This is a genomic window from Bartonella sp. AP20NXHL (genome assembly GCF_042196165.1).
Lineage (GTDB): Bacteria > Pseudomonadota > Alphaproteobacteria > Rhizobiales > Rhizobiaceae > Bartonella.
In genome coordinates this window covers 38,237-55,474 of the sequence record NZ_JBHIPV010000004.1, presented here as the reverse complement: position 1 = coordinate 55,474, position 17,238 = coordinate 38,237, and the positions used below count along the sequence as shown (strand labels likewise).

Here is a 17,238-nt window from a genome sequence, read left to right as displayed (position 1 = left end):
AAACTCATTAATATCCTTCATAAGCTTCTGATTCTAAAACAGGCATATCATCTGGTTTTACCTAAAATAATAAGCAACCAACGACAGTATTGACCATAGCTAAAGCAGCATACAACAGCACCCTCTTCACATTGAAGACAGCTTGTTTTTAAAAAATGACACACCATTTTTACTTCAACCTTATGCGATTTTTACCTCAACCTTGCCCAAAGCGTGTATGAATATAATCACTCAAAAGCGCTTCAAATTCTTCAGCAATGTGATCACCCCGCAAAGTTTTTACCTTTTGTCCCTCAATGAAAACAGGTGCCGCAGGACTTTCCCCCACTCCAGGCAAAGAGATTCCAATATCCGCATGCTTTGACTCCCCCGGTCCATTGACGATACATCCCATCACAGCAACCTTCAAGCTTTCAACGCCAGGGTATTTTTCACGCCAAATAGGCATATTTTTGTATAAATCTGCTTCAATTTTTTGCGCCAATTGTTGAAAGACCGTTGAGGTTGTGCGCCCACAACCAGGACAAGCCGCAACAACAGGCAAAAATTGCCGAAACCCCATCACTTGCAAAAGTTCTTGCCCCACCTTTACTTCTCGTGTCCGATCACCACCAGGTTTTGGCGTTAAGGAAATTCGTATCGTATCGCCAATCCCTTGCTGTAATAAAATGCCCAAAGCCACCGAAGAAGCAACAACGCCCTTTGTTCCCATCCCAGCTTCCGTTAATCCCAAATGAAGAGCATAATCACAACGCGCCGCTAAGGTGGTATAAACAGCAATAAGATCTTGGACGTCACTCACTTTAGCAGAAAGAATAATTTTATCACGTCCCAACCCCATCTCTTCAGCGCAAAGAGCCGATTGCAGAGCAGACTGCACAACAGTTTCCCGCATCACTTCAGCAACCGATAAAGGATTTTCTTGCTGTGCATTTTCATCCATAAGCCGTGTTAACAATGCATTATCAAGAGAGCCCCAATTCACGCCAATGCGAATAGGTTTATGATACCGACAAGCAATCTCAATAATTTCTGCAAATTGACGATCTTTTTTTGCGCCAAAACCAACATTTCCAGGATTGATGCGATATTTTGCAAGCGCCTCAGCACACGCAGGATGCTCAGATAAAAGCTTATGACCAATATAATGAAAATCCCCAACCAATGGTACAAAAAATCCTAACCTCTCCAATCGCTCCCGTATTTTTGGTACAGCAGCCGCCGCTTCATCGCGATCAACAGTAATTCGAACCAATTGTGAACCAGCTTGCCAAAGAGCAGCCACTTGAGCAACAGTTGCATCAACATCAGCGGTATCTGTATTGGTCATTGACTGTACAACTATCGGGCTCTGCCCCCCAATGATCACATCACCAACAGCAACACCAACAGATCGACGACGCTCAAGTGGTTTAGATAAAAAATAGGTCGTATTCATCAAGTCCTCAAATTTTTAAAACCTGCGCTATCAATCATTACTTACATTGACTTCCTCCGCGCTTCAAAGGACGAAAATTACACCGCCCACCAATCTTAACAGATTGCTCTCAAAAGGTTCTACCTACTAACACTGATGCAATTCAACTCATAGGTGGATTCATTCTATAGACGCACCGGATAAGTTCTACTACTTCTGTTCAAGTTTATACTTCTACACTTGGTTGATTCAAAAAGAAACTGAAACCAAACAGAGACAATACTGTATTTTTAAGTTGCATGCCGATACCTTACATCAACGTCATCACAAAACAGTGTTTTACAACACAACAGATAACGCCTAACAAAACACCATTTTTAAAATGCATGAAAGACATCGCCAAATTAATCCAACATATTGATTTATAATAATCTATTTTTTACAAATTTGAATGCTAAACCCAAATATCGTAAGATTTCCTCATTTTAAATCTTCTTAATTGAATCAATCAATACCACTCCCTACAGCCACAAGAGAATATGTAGATAAAAACTCCTTATAAACTATTTCAAGTGCCAAAAGATATCCCAACACTTTAAACAAACAAAAAAATGAAGACATCGCCCACCATCTTTATGATGAATCTTACACCATCTTGTAAAAATTTTTACCTTACATCCTTAACAAAAACCATCATGAAAAGAACTCGGACACATTAAAAAATGCCTCATTAAACTCAAACTCTTAATTTTCATCTCACCCACGCGCGGCATTATCAATGCAACTTTTCAATTTTCAAGCCGTTATAGCAAAACCCCAAACACAATTCCAACTGTCACGCAACAATTTAACACATGAAGGAGTCAATAAATGTGTCTATTTTCACCCCATAGAAAAAATGCTAAAATTAAAAAACGTATAGCACAATTAAAAAGAGAGCTGGTCCCCGTAAATCATTGGAGTTTTCAAAATGATAGCTTTGAAAACATTTCTGAGCTGTTTAACACATGGAAACAAAAAGGCCGTCACGCACTTTATCACCTCAACGAACATGCTACAGAATTAAAGAAAAAAGCGAAAGAAAATCCTAAAAAAACCCTCGCATTAGCAGCAGGAATTGTTTTAGTAAGCTTCTTGCTAATCCGTAAACATTAATAACGCAATCAATAACCTTCCCTTTTAATGCCCGATTCAAAGCGGGCATTTTTATGGTTTACAAAATATAAACTTTACGTCTTTCTCCTAACTTTACGCCCTCTCCCAAAAGGATAAGTTTTCCAGCCATCCAGCCAGTCTATAATCCAGCTTTTGTCTATCGGAAACCTATCAACGCATGCGATTCACATCACCACCCCTCAAAGGAAAACATTTCTAAAGGCAACAAACAAGCCCTACAACGAATGTGCTCCCCACACAAACACTTAACGCATCAAAAAGATGCCTGATACCACACCTAAAATGAGGATATTCACGGGACAATAAGATAACAACTCAAATATTCAATCCAAAACTTCCCCCAATTTCCCAGCCTTCCCAAAACTTCATTGTGTATATAGACTAAAAATAAAGAATTAATACTGGAAAAGCTTACACTTTTACTCTATACGCCCCCGATTGTCATTTTAATTGGGGAAAGGGGAGGATATTTTGATATTGAAAACCCACACTCCTCTCACTACCAGGTATTTTTTATAAAAAATACCTTTAGACAAAAGAAATGTTTCTCAACAACAATCATTGCATTTTCCTTTGAATTTCACACGAGCGTATTTGCAATAATTCTTCTATTTTTTTCCAACTCATTTTGCCAAAATATAGAACAGATTAAACAAGAAAAACAACAGCTTGCACATTTTAAAAATCCACTCGATGAAATAAAAAAACGACATGGTTTCTTAAATAAAACATCCGCAGCTCTTCAAAGAACATTCAAAAAGCAAAAGAGTCATGGCCTCCATCGCTCTAATTTTAGTCACTTTCAAAAATTGACAGGTATCAGCAGCAGCAAAAATACTGAAAAGAGGAAAGAAAAATTCTTATACTAAAGAGCCATTAAAAAACGCAAAATCAAAAGCCGCAGTTGATATTTTTGATGAACAAAAAGCCAAAACACAACATAGAACAAGCTATTTACGAAAAAGCGCGTGAAAAACAAAAAAACCATAAAACAGCTTATTGATCAACTTAAAAGTCCTAAAGATACTGATCAAATTCAGCCCATTCAAACACTCTACGCAGCCCTACAGATTCACGAATACGAGTTCTACAAATGAAAGCCTCGGCAATAACCCAACAAAGAAAATTAGAAAACGACACAAAGATTATACCCAACCACTCTATAGTCATTAAACTAAAAAAAATTGTGAAAACGTACGAGTAGCTGATCATGAACTTGCCATAGAACGTCAGAAAAAAGCTGAAGAGGAAGCTAAACGAAAAGCCGAATATGAAAATGGGAAGCTGAAGCTGAAAAACGGAGAGCTGAAAGTGAAGTTAGAGGACGAGCTAAACTTTAAGAATTACAGTGAACATAACAAGAGAATATTCGTAAAATGTTTGGAACTGAAAAACAAAAAGAAAACGAAGGCATATTGACCTAGATAGATAACGATTTAGTCCCTTACAAAGACAAATAGACAACACCATTACACATCTTTCATCGGCTATATCTGCTCCGGTAACTACATTTTATACGCTCTATAGTGTGTCCCCATAAAGTACAATATTATGTATAAGCGTTTTTTAGCTAGATTATTGCGACAGTTTTCAAACTTAGCATCATTGTTATACACACAATACAGATTGATAATAACAACACATCTATCAGAGATAGATTTTTCAATGATCTGCCTCACATCATGCAAATATCACATAAAGAGTACACTCAGATAAAAAGAAGAGCCTCCTTTCCACACCTCAAAAGATGATGTTGCTAGAAACGACAGGCAAAGCTTCCAATACTCCATCCCCCCCTACTGAGTTATTTCAAAAGAAATGGAAGTGAGTAAAGATGCATGCGCTTTAATATTCTAAGGCACATTATTTTACATCATGAAATAGAATAATAAGAAGCTTAAGAGCTTTAAAAGATGTAGTATAGCAAACCAAACGAAATCTTCTAACGTGAATATCCATTTGCTATAAGTAAATGACGCAAAAATTAAACTGAAAAAACCCAAAATTTTATCCTCCAGAATCGACTCGCTGCGAAGTATCTACATAGGTAACCACGGACATGCCAGGAATGAGTTTTTCAATCCCTTCCTGTCCAGGATCTAAAGCAATCCGTACTGAAATACGTTGCGCAATTTTGATAAAATTACCAATTGTCGTATCCGTTTTTAACAATGAAAACTCTGAGCCTGTAGCAGGTGCAAAACGAACCACACGCCCTGTTAACTTTTTGTTGTTCAATGCATCAACAGAAAAAACAACCGGTTGTCCCACACGCATCTGAGAAAGTTGCGTTTCCTTATAATTAGCAATAATCCAAATATCATCAGAAATAACAGAGACCAATTGTGTCCCCGGCATAACATATTGCCCTACCCGCGCTCCAACTAATCCAATATAGCCTGTTCGAGGAGATAAAATCTTTGTATGATCGAGATTAAGTTTTGCCAACTCAACACTCACCTTCGCTCCAGAAATTTCTGACTGTAAACTTTGCCGTTCAAGATCCAATTGTTTTTGCAATTGGCGTTTTGTTTCGAGAGCTGTCAAGAGTTGTGAAAGAGGACGAGAAACAGAACTTGCCGCATCACCAAAACCTAACTTTTTACTATCTGGAACAACATTTGAAAATGCTCGTGAACGCGCCAACTCCACCTCTGCTGTATTAATCTCGCCCTGCAAAAGCTGTGCTTGTAATTCAATACTTGCCAGTTTTGCATTTTTTGAATCGAGAACAGCCTGTGCCCGTGCAAGCTGCTGGCGAAAAAGAGAATCATCGAGCTCAAAGAGCAGCATTCCCTTTTCAACGCGTTGATAATCTTGCACATAAATCCGTGCAATCACCCCAGAGATCTGTGAACTAACCAGAGTAACATTGCCCTTAATGGAAGCATTATCGGTTATTTGAATGTTACTCACAAAAGGAGGAAGTCTCCAAGCCCACAAAATCAGCAAAACACCCGTAATACCCGATAGGAATGCAACAATCGTAGCTTTTGACCGTAATTTTTTTATCATTTTTTTGCACCCCTCTTTCTATGACATTACTCTACTTTTCTAATGTGCGCAAAGAGCATGACTTAACAATCATTGTGACAAGAAAAATAACGAATACAACCATTGAAATATAAAAATAAAGCCGAAAAACGTCATCATAAGCAAAAATATTTGCTGTTAACTTAAACTTCTCTATCAACATAGAAGTACCTTGCTCACTTCTCAAGCCATTGGGAACAGAAATACCATAAGAAGGCGAAAATAAAGTATTCATCTCACCAGAAATAAGTGGATCAGTAATAATAATATTTTGTGTTAAGGACTCAAAGTTTTTATGGGCAAAATAAAACTGTAGGCTGCCAAAAAAAGCCGACCCCATCAATCCCCCTGTCACTTGCGTTAACAAAAAAACAGCAATAAAACTTAAAACGTAACGCGGTCCTCGCTCACCAGCGATCACAAACCCTTTGAAAAGAGCAGGAGGCAAAAAAAGTGCATAACTAAAACTCACCAACCCTTGGCTCAACATCATATCTTTCGGACGCGTTAAATAGTTTACATGACTGTCTAAATAAGCTCCCAACGCCAAACAACCTAAAGATAACAAATAAAAATAATCCTCACGCCCCGCCCGTAAAAAAAAGACACAAACAGCCCCCCCTAACAGAATCCCTAATGTCACCGCAAGATACATGGGCGCCATCTCACGATTGAGCAAACCAAAAAGATTAAAAAACCCTACGGGCAAATTTGACCGCTCCAATAAAAAAACATGAAAGATCAATAAAATAAAAACAGATTGGATCATTTCTTTACTGAAAATCCAACGTAAATCAATCAACGGTTTTTCTCTATTAAGCTCAATAATAATAGCAATAGCCAACGAGAAAATAGCAAGTGCGAGCCCCCAACCAATCCATGGTGCTTCATACCACCAATACAATATGCCAACAGACATGATCACAGCATTTAATCCAAGACCAAGAGCAATCAAACCATAGCTTATCCAATCTAATTTTTGAATAACCTTACTACGCACAACAGGAGTAAGAGGCAAAGTATAGATACAGACCAAGCTGATAAGAACCAACCCCATTTCCAGAGCGGAAAGACTGGAAAAACCACCATTTTCCAGCAAATCAGGAGAAATCAAACGTGATAAAGGTGCCGCTAAAGCCGCATTCATATAATTCAAACTAAGACCAATAGTAAACTTCTTTGCTGGAGCAAAAGCCTCCATCATATAAAGCAGCGCAAGCGAAGCCAAAGGAGCAGCAGCAATCCCAGCAAAAAAGCGAATAATCAATGCAGAACGCAAATCCGTAACAAAGAGCTGCAACACGCAAACCAAAACAAAGCCAAGAATTGATAATTCAGCAAAAGCGCGTAGCCCAAATTGATAGCGGATTTTGATCAACATAATCGCTACACTCACATTTGGCGCCATATAGGCCGCTACCAGCCATGTCGTCTCGGCCAAAGTTGCATGAAAATCACCCGTAAGATGGACAATATTAGACTGAACAATATTAGCCCCTAAACCATAAGCCCATTGCAAAATAAGAGAAGCCAAAATATAAACAAAGCACTTTGGCAAAGGTCCCGCAAAGACACGACCAGGACGAGGAAAGGGTTTTGCGCTCCTTTTAGCAGACACAACCGTACTCTTTTTTCCGCTCATGTCACCTTTTCCTGTATACTCTGCTACGCTTCTATCAATACAGCACCATCAGCTGACAACTGCTGGAAAAAAGACTCTATTTTATGATTGTCCTCATCACTTGTCCCTCCTTCTAACGTCGCTTGAATCTGCAAAATCTGCTGTTCTAATGCATCAAAAGAAAGATTCTCTACAGCCACAACGTGCTCTACCAATAAAGAGCAGCCCGAAAAGGTAATATTTGCAACGCCCCCGCATACAGCAAATAATTTTTCACCCAAAGAGGTGCGAACACGAACACTACCCAACACAATACTTGCCACCAATGGCGCATGATGCGCCATAACTGTCAAATAACCTGAGGCTGAAGGAAGAACAACAGACACTACCTGCTCTGAAAACACAATTTTTTCAGGCGATACAAGCTCAAATAAAAAATGCTCTTCTCTATTGTTTTCCACAAAAATCTCCACAATACCCGATATAAGGACTCTCTGTTTTCTTCAACGATGCGTCCTTTTTAACGAAAAATACCCATGACAGTTTTTTCTTGAATAAGAAGCTTCTTACTAAGAAGCCTCTGCCATGAGACGCTTTCCTTTTTCAAGTGCTTCATCAATCGAACCAACCATATAAAAAGCAGCTTCTGGCAAATCATCATAATCGCCAGCACAAAGACCTTTAAAGCCTTTGATTGTCTCTTCTAAAGGAACGAGTTTCCCCGGCGAACCAGTAAAGGCTTCCGCAACATGGAAAGGTTGTGAAAGGAAACGTTCAATTTTACGCGCCCGCCCCACCAGCAACTTGTCATCTTCAGAAAGTTCATCCATTCCAAGAATAGCAATAATATCCTGAAGCGCTCTATAACGTTGTAAAATGGTTTGTACTTGACAAGCAACTGTGTAATGCTCTTCCCCCACAATCAATGGATCCAACATACGTGAAAAAGAGTCAAGCGGATCAACCGCCGGATAAATTCCCTTTTCCGCAATAGAGCGCGAAAGCACAGTTGTTGCATCCAAATGAGCAAAAGACGCTGCAGGCGCCGGATCCGTCAAGTCATCTGCCGGAACATAAATTGCCTGAACGGAAGTAATAGAGCCTGTTTTTGTACTGGTAATACGTTCTTGCAACGCCCCCATATCCGTTGCCAAGGTAGGCTGATACCCAACAGCAGAAGGAATACGCCCTAAAAGAGCAGATACCTCAGCTCCTGCTTGCGTGAAACGGAAAATATTATCCACAAAGAAGAGAACATCTTGTCCTTCATCACGGAAACTTTCTGCAATTGTCAATCCTGAAAGAGCCACACGCGCACGTGCTCCTGGTGGTTCATTCATTTGCCCGTAAACAAGGGCACACTTTGACCCTTCCGTTGAACCATTATTCTCTTTTGGATTCACATTCACGCGGCTTTCGATCATTTCATAATAAAGATCATTTCCTTCACGTGTACGTTCTCCCACACCAGCAAATACAGAATAGCCACCATGTGCTTTTGCAATATTGTTTATAAGCTCCATAATGAGAACGGTTTTTCCAACACCAGCACCACCAAACAAGCCAATTTTACCCCCTTTAGAATAAGGGGCTAACAAATCCACGACTTTAATACCGGTGACGAGAATTTCCGAAACAGTCGATTGCTCAACATATTCAGGTGCCTCTTGGTGAATAGAACGTGTTTTGGTTGAAGCGATTGGTCCCACATTATCCACCGGCTCCCCAATCACATTCATAATACGTCCCAACGTTGCTTCTCCTACAGGAACGCTAATTTGTGTGCCTGTATCCACAACCTTTTGGCCCCGCATCAAACCATCAGTCGTATCCATAGCAATCGTACGCACGGTATTTTCACCCAAATGCTGCGCAACTTCTAATACCAAGCGATTACCTAAATTCTCTGTTTCCAAAGCGTTGAGAATATTTGGCAATTCACCTTCAAATTGCACATCAACGACAGCACCAATAATCTGCTTGATTTCACCAACAGCGCCTTTTGCACGCTCTTCTTTTTTTGCGGATGTATCTTTTTTTACAGGTGTATCTTTAGCTGCATCACGCGCAGGTACAGAGGAAGCCTTTACATCCACTTGAGATTTCGAAGCGGCTTTTTTCACGCTAGAACGAGCAGCTGGTTTCTTTTTTTCACCTTTTTCTGTTCCTTTGCTTGAGGTTACTGCTTTTACCATCAATCCTTACCTTCTCCATTTAAAGCGCTTCAGCGCCCGCAATAATTTCGATCAATTCTGTCGTAATCTGTGCTTGACGTTGACGATTATAAGCCACCGTCAATTTACTAATCATTTCACCCGCATTGCGCGATGCATTATCCATAGCTGTCATCTTGGCGCCCATCTCACCAGCAACATTTTCCAGCAAAGCCCGAAAGATTTGCACCGAAAGATTACGTGGTACAAGGGCCTCTAAAAGAGACGCAGCATCAGGCTCATATTCATAAACAATCGATTGTGAACCTGTGTTATGATCGGTTTGCTCCACAACATCTATTGCCCCAACAGCTGCTTTTGGAGCAACCATTGGAATCAAATCCAAAGCTGTTGGACGCTGATTAATTACGGAAACAAATTCAGAATAAAACAGCGTACAGACATCGAAAGCGCCTTCATTGAATAAATCAACAATCCGTTGACTAATCATCACTGCCTCTGCAAAACCAATTCGCTTTACAGCATGCAAATCGATATGGTCAATTATCAAGCCTTTGTAATCACGCGATAAAATATCCGCGCCCTTTTTACCCACAGTGATAATTTTTACTATTTTATCAGCCGCCAACAATGCCTTAATCTGTTCACGTGCACGACGAGCAATTTGCACATTAAAAGCACCACACAAACCGCGCTCAGCAGTACACACCACCAAAAGATGCACATCATCGCGCCCCGTACCACGCATAAGAGCAGGCGCATCAACACCATCTACATCAGCAGCAACACTGGTCAAAATATCAGCCATTTTCTTCGCATAAGGGCGTGCAGACTGCGCTGCCTCTTGAGCACGATGCAACCTTGCCGCTGCAACCATTTGCATAGCTTTGGTAATCTTTTGTGTTGCTTTAACCGAAGCGATACGGTCTCTAAGATCTTTTAGTGAAGCCATTCAAGCATTCCATCAATTCATCACGAGAAATTTTTCGCATAAGTATCAAGAACAGTTATCAACTTATCTTTCAGCTCATCTGTTATTTGCTTTTGCTCAGCAATTGCCTTTAAGAGATCTTGATAATCACTACGCAAAAGCACCAAAAGTCCCTGCTCAAACCGAGCAACATCAGAAACCGCCAAAGCATCAAGATAGCCATTCACACCCGCGAAAATAACCACCACCTGTTCTTCTGTTTTGAGTGGAGAAAATTGTGGCTGCTTCAACAACTCTGTCAAGCGCGCACCCCGATTTAACAAACGCTGGGTTGACGCATCCAAATCAGAGCCAAACTGCGCAAAAGCTGCCATTTCACGATATTGCGCCAATTCACCTTTAATCGAGCCAGCAACTTGCTTCATCGCCTTAATTTGTGCGGCAGAACCAACACGCGATACAGAAAGACCAACATTTACAGCAGGACGAATTCCTTGATAAAACAAATTAGTCTCTAGAAAAATTTGCCCATCAGTAATCGAAATCACATTTGTAGGAATATAGGCAGAAACATCATTTGCTTGCGTTTCAATAACTGGCAAAGCTGTCAACGACCCAGATCCATTTTCCGCATTCAACTTTGCAGCCCGCTCTAAAAGACGCGAATGCAGATAGAAAACATCTCCCGGATAAGCTTCACGACCTGGAGGACGACGCAATAAAAGAGACATTTGACGATACGCTACCGCCTGTTTTGACAAGTCATCATAACCGATCAAAGCATGTTGCCCATTATCACGGAAATACTCACCCATAGCACATCCAGCAAGAGGTGCAATAAATTGCAATGGTGCTGGATCAGAAGCGGTCGCTGCAACAATAATAGAATATTCCAGCGCTCCACGTTCTTCTAAAACTTTAACGAATTGTGCCACAGTCGAACGTTTTTGACCGATAGCCACATAAATACAATAAACTTTATCTTGCTCTCGTCCAGCCCCTTTTTCATGAAAAGGTTTTTGGTTTAAAAATGTATCGAGCAAAATTGCTGTTTTTCCTGTTTGGCGATCACCAATCACCAATTCACGCTGCCCCCGTCCAATAGGGATGAGTGCGTCAATCGCTTTCAATCCGGTCGACATCGGTTCATGGACAGACTGACGCGGAATAATTCCAGGAGCCTTAACATCGACACGACGACGCTCTGTTGCTTTAATGGGCCCCTTACCATCTATAGGGTTTCCCAACGCATCAACCACACGCCCAAGCAAAGCGGGGCCCACAGGAACATCGACGATAGCGCCTAACCGCTTTACACAATCACCTTCACGAATATCACGATCTGAGCCAAAAATGACCACACCAACATTATCAACTTCCAAATTGAGTGCCATACCGCGCACACCGTTTGGAAAGGCGACCATTTCCCCTGCTTGGACATTATCCAAACCATAAACGCGAGCAATACCATCTCCCACAGAGAGAACCCAACCAATTTCTGAAACCTCAGCCTTTTGGTCAAAGTTTTTGATTTGCTCTTTTAGAATTTTTGAAATTTCAGATGGTCTAATATCCATCAGCTGACCTCTTTTTTCAATGCAAGCTTAAGCGAAGACAATTTTGTGAGAAGAGACGTATCAATTTGAGACGACCCCACACGAACGATTAATCCACCAAGAATTGTTGGATCCACAATGATGTGCAGCAAGACTTTTCCTCCAACAACACCTTCCAAAGCCTCACACAACTCTTGTCTTTGTTGAGAACTTAAGGGGCGCGCAGAAACAATTTGCGCAGTAACCTGCCTACGAGCGCGTGCAACACAACGCTGGAAAGCATGTAAAATACCAAATACGGCACTAAGCCTACGGTTTATTACAATAACGCGTAAAAAATTACCAATGACCTGCCCTGCGTTTTTATCAGCAAATTTGATGTTTGCACAAACAGATTGCATCACCTTAATTTGCTCTTTAACTGAAAAGAATGGACTGAGCACAAAGAATTTTAAATCCTTATTCTCCAAAACAAGCAAAAGATCCTCTACTGCCTTTTCAACCTTTTCGACATTTCCGGCTTCTTGAACGCAATCAAAAAGCGCTTGCGCATAGCGTTGATCTACCAACGGCAGCGGTATGAGAGAAAATGAATCCGACACGAAATACCGCCTCTTTCCCTTGAGCGACTCTCTGATAGTTATCAGATGAAATGAAACAGACATTCTCAATCTTAAGAATCTTCTTCTTAAAACCTAGAACAAAAATCACTTGGTTTCTAGCATAGACATAGCCGACTCGCAACACCACAAATCGCTGCTTTTCAAAAATTTTAATAAAATATTCAAAATATTTTTGAAAAGCATTTTTTTAGATATACAGGATGGCATCACAGTTTTTTTATGCCTCTTTTTGACATTCTCTGAGCGATTTTTTCACTCTCTTTGATTTTTCTTCAAACGCTCTTGTCACCAAACGCTCTTGTCACCATAACAAAACATTCCCTTTATCACTACAAAACCTTTAACGAAAGACGACGGCGACTGAAAAAGTCTATTATTTCAAACTGATAAGAAAGAAAAAACAATGAATATCCTCCTAAAAATTAAAGAAAAAATTGATCTTTTTTCTTCAAACACCCACTCCTTTTAAAAAATTTTACCAAGTAATATTTTCTTGTAAGCACACTCTTTTAATATACAAAACATTGATTTATAATGATAATATATCATTTTTCATACCGGATGAGCTTCAAATATCGAAAGATTCTCTCTTTTCAAATTTTTTTATCAAAATCACTCCCTTGCTTCATCACAAACAAAAAAGGAAATGATTAAAGAAAACAACACCTCTTATAAACGCTCTCAAGTACCAAGAGTTTTCGTAATACTCAAAGCTAAATAATAAATGGCGCCATTTTATACCTTTATGAAATAAAGATGGGGAGCCTTAACGTGGTTTTTTCATTCATGAAAGCTTTGATATTCTACACTCGAAAAACATCGTAAAATGAATTCGAGTATGCTGAGAAACATTTGCTTAAACAAGCATATGAATGTAGTAATACAATAGATGTTCTGTAATATTCCGCTTTGGGCGTTCTGCTTTACATGAAAAATGTGCCCCCATTAGAGAACGAAAGTAATAAAAGCATGAAACAATGGATAATCTCCATTTCACGACAACGCCTATGAATGCTATAATGGTAACCCCATTGAGCAGCCCCATCTTTACACTTATGAAAGAACAAGCCGGCACCATCACACACTTTGCCATCTCCCAATTTTACGACAGCCCTTAATTCTTGAGATGATTAGGTATTTTGGTCCTCTCTTGTATAGTTTTACGCGACACATGCTCCCCCATCTGTAACATGCAAACGAATGGTTTTGATTGATCAATATAAATAGATTTTAAATAAGAGAATCCTACGATAGTTGAGGCTATAATATGAATAACGGCATATTATCACTATAAATCAATATTTATTATTTATAAAAATTATTATTATGGATGCTTTTGAAAATTCTAGAGCCGAATGAATAAGGATGACAACGATGAATGCTCATTTTGACCTTCACGCTCCAAAATGAGTCCGTGTTCTCGTCAAAGATAAATAAAATAGATATATGCAATATTCTCGCCCTAATCTAGCATATAAACGCAGGTACGACTCGTACAGCGCTGATACATCTTATGAACGCTGCTTCATAAGGCTTTAAGGTCAAATAATATCAAAAACACGTCCCTCATTAAGCCCACATAGCGTCACTTTATATGGCACTATATTGCACTGATTTAGAAAAAGCATAGATCAATATCAATTTGAACGCGAACGGAACTGGGCATTTTGGGTGTACAGCTAAGCATTTTAAGCCCTTATAAAAAGAATCCGCCTATCAAAAGAATACTGTCCCTCATACAAAAAAGGAGTAAAAGCCGAAATGATAGTGCCCTCGAAGAAGAGAGGCGCTTCTGCTGGTTCTATAACAAAGATATTTTTTCCCGTAGCTCTACTTAATACAATGTACATGTATCATATTTTGCTGCTTGGATGCTTATTCTGAATAATATAAGAGTTCAAGTAAAGCACCTTAAGCAAAGAGACCTTCACTTTATGCGATACTGGTTTTAGAAAAAACTTTGCGGATCAATATCAATTTGAACCCGAACGGAACTGGGCATTTTGGGTGTACCGCTAAGCATTGCACGTATAAACCCTTGTATATCAAAAGAACGCTGTCCTTGCAGCAAAAGCCGAAAACGATAACGCCCCCGAACCAAAGCCAAAGGCGCTTCTGCTGGTCCCATAACCGAGATATTTTTTTCCCGTGGCGCTGCTTGACGCAATGCGCGCGCATAATGTTCTGCTGCTTGGCGCTGTTGTGCAGACACGATCAAAGAGGCAAGCCGCCCATAGGGAGGCAAATGATAATGCTGACGCGCTGCAATCTCACGTGTGTAAAAATCTTCTGGCTGGCATGCAAGTAAGGCTTTGATAACCGGATGATCTGGTTGATAAGTTTGCAATAATCCTAAACTTTTCAATCCCACACGCCCTGCTCTTCCGGTAACTTGAGAAAGCAGCTGATAGGTACGTTCACTTGCACGTAAATCGCCATTGGCAAGACCAAGATCAGCATCAATAACACCAACCAGAGAGAGCTTGGGAAAATGATGTCCTTTAGCGACTAACTGTGTTCCAATAATAATGTCCACATCGCCATTTGCAATGGCTTGTAATTCGCTTCGCAACTTCCCAATCCCTCCTTTGAGATCTGTTGAAAGGATCAATGATCGCGCTTGAGGAAAAAGCATTTGTGTTTCTTCGGCAATTCTTTCCACACCCGGTCCACAAGCCACGAGATGATCTAATGTCCCGCATTCAGGACAGGCTTGAGGAAGTGGTTCATGATATCCACAATGATGACATTTCAGTTGCCCGTGCGCACGATGTTCGACCAACCAACTTGAACAATCGGTACAATGAAAACGATGTCCGCAAATTCGGCATAAAGTTAAAGGTGCATAACCACGACGATTAAGAAAAAGAAGAGCTTGTTCGCCCTTATCAAGCGTTTGCTTTAAAGCCCTTTCAAGAGCAAAGGAAATAAAGCGCCCCTTTTGCACCCCTCCTTGGCGCATATCAACCACCCGCAACTGTGGAAGTGCAGCTTCTTTAAAACGGGAAGGTAAATGCACCTTTTGATAACGCCCTTTTAAAACATTGGCTTGGCTTTCAATCGACGGTGTGGCTGAAGATAAAATAACAGGAAAATGCTCAAAAGAGCCCCGTGCAACAGCCATATCACGCGCATGATAAAAAATGCGCTCTTCTTGTTTATAAGCGCTATCGTGCTCTTCATCGACAACAATCAAGCCAAGCTCATGAAAGGGAAGAAAAAGCGCCGAACGAGCCCCCGCAACGACACGCACCCGCCCTTCTGCAACTTGTCGCCAGACGCGTTCTCTACGACGTGGCGTCAAATCAGAATGCCATTCTGCTGCCGCAGCGCCAAAACGTGCATAAAAACGATCTAAAAACTGCTGTGTTAAAGCAATTTCCGGCAATAAAATTAAAACCTGCTTGCCCTCTTTAAAGGCTTGAGAAACCGCTTCAAAATAAACCTCTGTCTTTCCTGAACCCGTAACACCATCAAGCAAAAAAACTTGAAACTGAGAAGATAAAACACCTTCCCGCAATAATGTTGCTGCTTCACTTTGCGCTCCCTGCAACTGAGGGGGACAAAAATCAGGATCAGGCATTGCCACAAGATCAGGAGCAGGAACCTTAACATCTTCAAAAATTCCTAGCGCTTTTAAACCTTCAACAACAGAAACCGAAGTTCCAGCTGCATGTGCCAGACCAGAACGTGTCCATATCTTCTCATTACGCACCAATTCCAAAACCCGTGACCGCGCTGGTGTGAGACGTTCTACATTTCCACCACAATATCGCAAACCCAGCATCTGCGCTTCCGGCTCTAAAGCAGCCGGTACCGACAAAACCAATCGTGCGACAAGACCAAAAGGTGCCATTGTATAGCGACTAACAAAACGCAAAAATGTGATCATTTCTGCTTTTAATGGGGGGCAATCAAAAACATGAAGCAGAAAGCGTAATTTTTCACGCGCCACCGAAGCAGACTTGTGCCCATCGGCTGTCCGCTCTCCAACATCTACAACAAAACCGCAAAGCTCACGCCCCATCAACGGAACCCGAACAAAGGAACCAACGTTCACCTCCATAGAAGATGGAACTTTATAACTATAAGCGTGAGCAACAGGAAGAGGAACCAATACGGATACAATCTTTTCCTCTATCATGCTTGAATTCATCTTGTAAACCAATCTACGACCTATTGAGCATCAACAAGTCTACACCTTATCTTTAAACACTCTTATAAAATTCATTGCAGGATTCAATCCCCCCGATCACAACACTTTTCTAACAAAAATTCTTTTTAACACGCATTCCCTCACCAAAGTGCCAATATAAAGAACCAATCTCATCGTCTATAACAAAAAACTCTATAGCAAAAAAACAGCACTATTCTTCTGTGTAAATAAAACGCATCACTATTAAGCATTCAACATGCTATCGGTTAAGTGCATCCTTCAACAAGGCGATCCCATAGTGTGACCTCTTCCCAACGCACACGTTTATTTTTTTACCGCCTCATATCTCAATTTATCTTCAACAAACTGATTTATAAAGATATAATCATTATTTTACCTATTGTAATAAAAACCCTCAATACGATGATTTTTTTTCATTTCAAACCCATCGAGGAACATTTGTAAATCCTTATTGATAAAAAAGTATCCCATGATTTTAATTATAAGGAGAATAATATTGCAAATGGAGCCGTTACAATATTCACCTTGGC

At 40.3% G+C, this 17,238-nt stretch carries 10 protein-coding genes; 1 reads left to right on the top strand and 9 read right to left on the bottom strand.

The genetic code is table 11. From position 1 onward, the window contains the following. Nucleotides 1-196 precede the first annotated feature (196 nt). A complete protein-coding gene (ispG, locus tag ACFILL_RS03420) occupies nt 197-1,438 on the bottom strand; it encodes a flavodoxin-dependent (E)-4-hydroxy-3-methylbut-2-enyl-diphosphate synthase (RefSeq protein ID WP_273790506.1) in 1,242 nt (413 codons plus the stop codon). Nucleotides 1,439-2,287: 849 nt separating this feature from the next. On the opposite strand from ispG, the gene ACFILL_RS03415 reads away from it, so the two are divergent. Further along, nucleotides 2,288-2,572 (top strand): hypothetical protein, encoded by a 285-nt coding sequence (locus ACFILL_RS03415; RefSeq protein WP_273790507.1) that lies wholly within the window; start codon nt 2,288-2,290, stop codon nt 2,570-2,572. Nucleotides 2,573-4,600: 2,028 nt separating this feature from the next. On the opposite strand, the gene ACFILL_RS03410 is transcribed toward ACFILL_RS03415, so the two are convergent. The 8 genes from ACFILL_RS03410 to ACFILL_RS03375 all read right to left on the bottom strand — a co-directional run bounded on the left by ACFILL_RS03410 (nt 4,601) and on the right by ACFILL_RS03375 (nt 16,675). Further along, nucleotides 4,601-5,608: an HlyD family secretion protein gene (locus tag ACFILL_RS03410; RefSeq protein WP_375630913.1), complete on the bottom strand. Its 1,008-nt coding sequence runs from the start codon at nt 5,606-5,608 to the stop codon at nt 4,601-4,603. Nucleotides 5,609-5,639: 31 nt separating this feature from the next. Next, a complete protein-coding gene (locus tag ACFILL_RS03405) occupies nt 5,640-7,268 on the bottom strand; it encodes an MFS transporter (protein ID WP_375643247.1) in 1,629 nt (542 codons plus the stop codon). Nucleotides 7,269-7,291: 23 nt separating this feature from the next. Beyond that, nucleotides 7,292-7,708 carry an ATP synthase F1 subunit epsilon gene (gene atpC / locus ACFILL_RS03400; RefSeq protein WP_273790510.1) on the bottom strand — a complete coding sequence of 139 codons (417 nt, stop codon included), beginning with the start codon at nt 7,706-7,708 and terminating at the stop codon, nt 7,292-7,294. Nucleotides 7,709-7,816: 108 nt separating this feature from the next. Continuing rightward, entirely contained in the window at nt 7,817-9,442 is a 1,626-nt protein-coding gene (atpD, locus tag ACFILL_RS03395; protein WP_375611724.1) for a F0F1 ATP synthase subunit beta, read from the bottom strand. Between the two features lie 19 nt (nt 9,443-9,461). After that, a complete protein-coding gene (locus ACFILL_RS03390; RefSeq protein WP_273790512.1) occupies nt 9,462-10,373 on the bottom strand; it encodes a F0F1 ATP synthase subunit gamma in 912 nt (303 codons plus the stop codon). A 20-nt stretch (nt 10,374-10,393) separates the two neighbouring features. Further along, nucleotides 10,394-11,929: a F0F1 ATP synthase subunit alpha gene (gene atpA, locus ACFILL_RS03385; RefSeq protein ID WP_273790513.1), complete on the bottom strand. Its 1,536-nt coding sequence runs from the start codon at nt 11,927-11,929 to the stop codon at nt 10,394-10,396. Further along, on the bottom strand, nt 11,929-12,510 hold the full coding sequence (gene atpH, locus ACFILL_RS03380; protein ID WP_273790514.1) for an ATP synthase F1 subunit delta: 582 nt from the start codon (nt 12,508-12,510) through the stop codon (nt 11,929-11,931). Before atpH ends, atpA begins: the two co-directional genes overlap by 1 nt. Nucleotides 12,511-14,479: 1,969 nt before the next feature. After that, nucleotides 14,480-16,675 carry a primosomal protein N' gene (locus ACFILL_RS03375; RefSeq protein ID WP_375681082.1) on the bottom strand — a complete coding sequence of 732 codons (2,196 nt, stop codon included), beginning with the start codon at nt 16,673-16,675 and terminating at the stop codon, nt 14,480-14,482. Nucleotides 16,676-17,238: the final 563 nt, after the last annotated feature.

Bases quoted from the DNA above. Each gene is read 5' to 3' on its own strand.
- ispG (WP_273790506.1), bottom strand. From the start codon at position 1,438: ATGAATACGACCTATTTTTTATCTAAACCACTTGAGCGTCGTCGATCT.
- ACFILL_RS03415 (WP_273790507.1), top strand. From the start codon at position 2,288: ATGTGTCTATTTTCACCCCATAGAAAAAATGCTAAAATTAAAAAACGT.
- ACFILL_RS03410 (WP_375630913.1), bottom strand. From the start codon at position 5,608: ATGATAAAAAAATTACGGTCAAAAGCTACGATTGTTGCATTCCTATCG.
- ACFILL_RS03405 (WP_375643247.1), bottom strand. From the start codon at position 7,268: ATGAGCGGAAAAAAGAGTACGGTTGTGTCTGCTAAAAGGAGCGCAAAA.
- atpD (WP_375611724.1), bottom strand. From the start codon at position 9,442: ATGGTAAAAGCAGTAACCTCAAGCAAAGGAACAGAAAAAGGTGAAAAA.
- ACFILL_RS03390 (WP_273790512.1), bottom strand. From the start codon at position 10,373: ATGGCTTCACTAAAAGATCTTAGAGACCGTATCGCTTCGGTTAAAGCA.
- atpA (WP_273790513.1), bottom strand. From the start codon at position 11,929: ATGGATATTAGACCATCTGAAATTTCAAAAATTCTAAAAGAGCAAATC.
- ACFILL_RS03375 (WP_375681082.1), bottom strand. From the start codon at position 16,675: ATGATAGAGGAAAAGATTGTATCCGTATTGGTTCCTCTTCCTGTTGCT.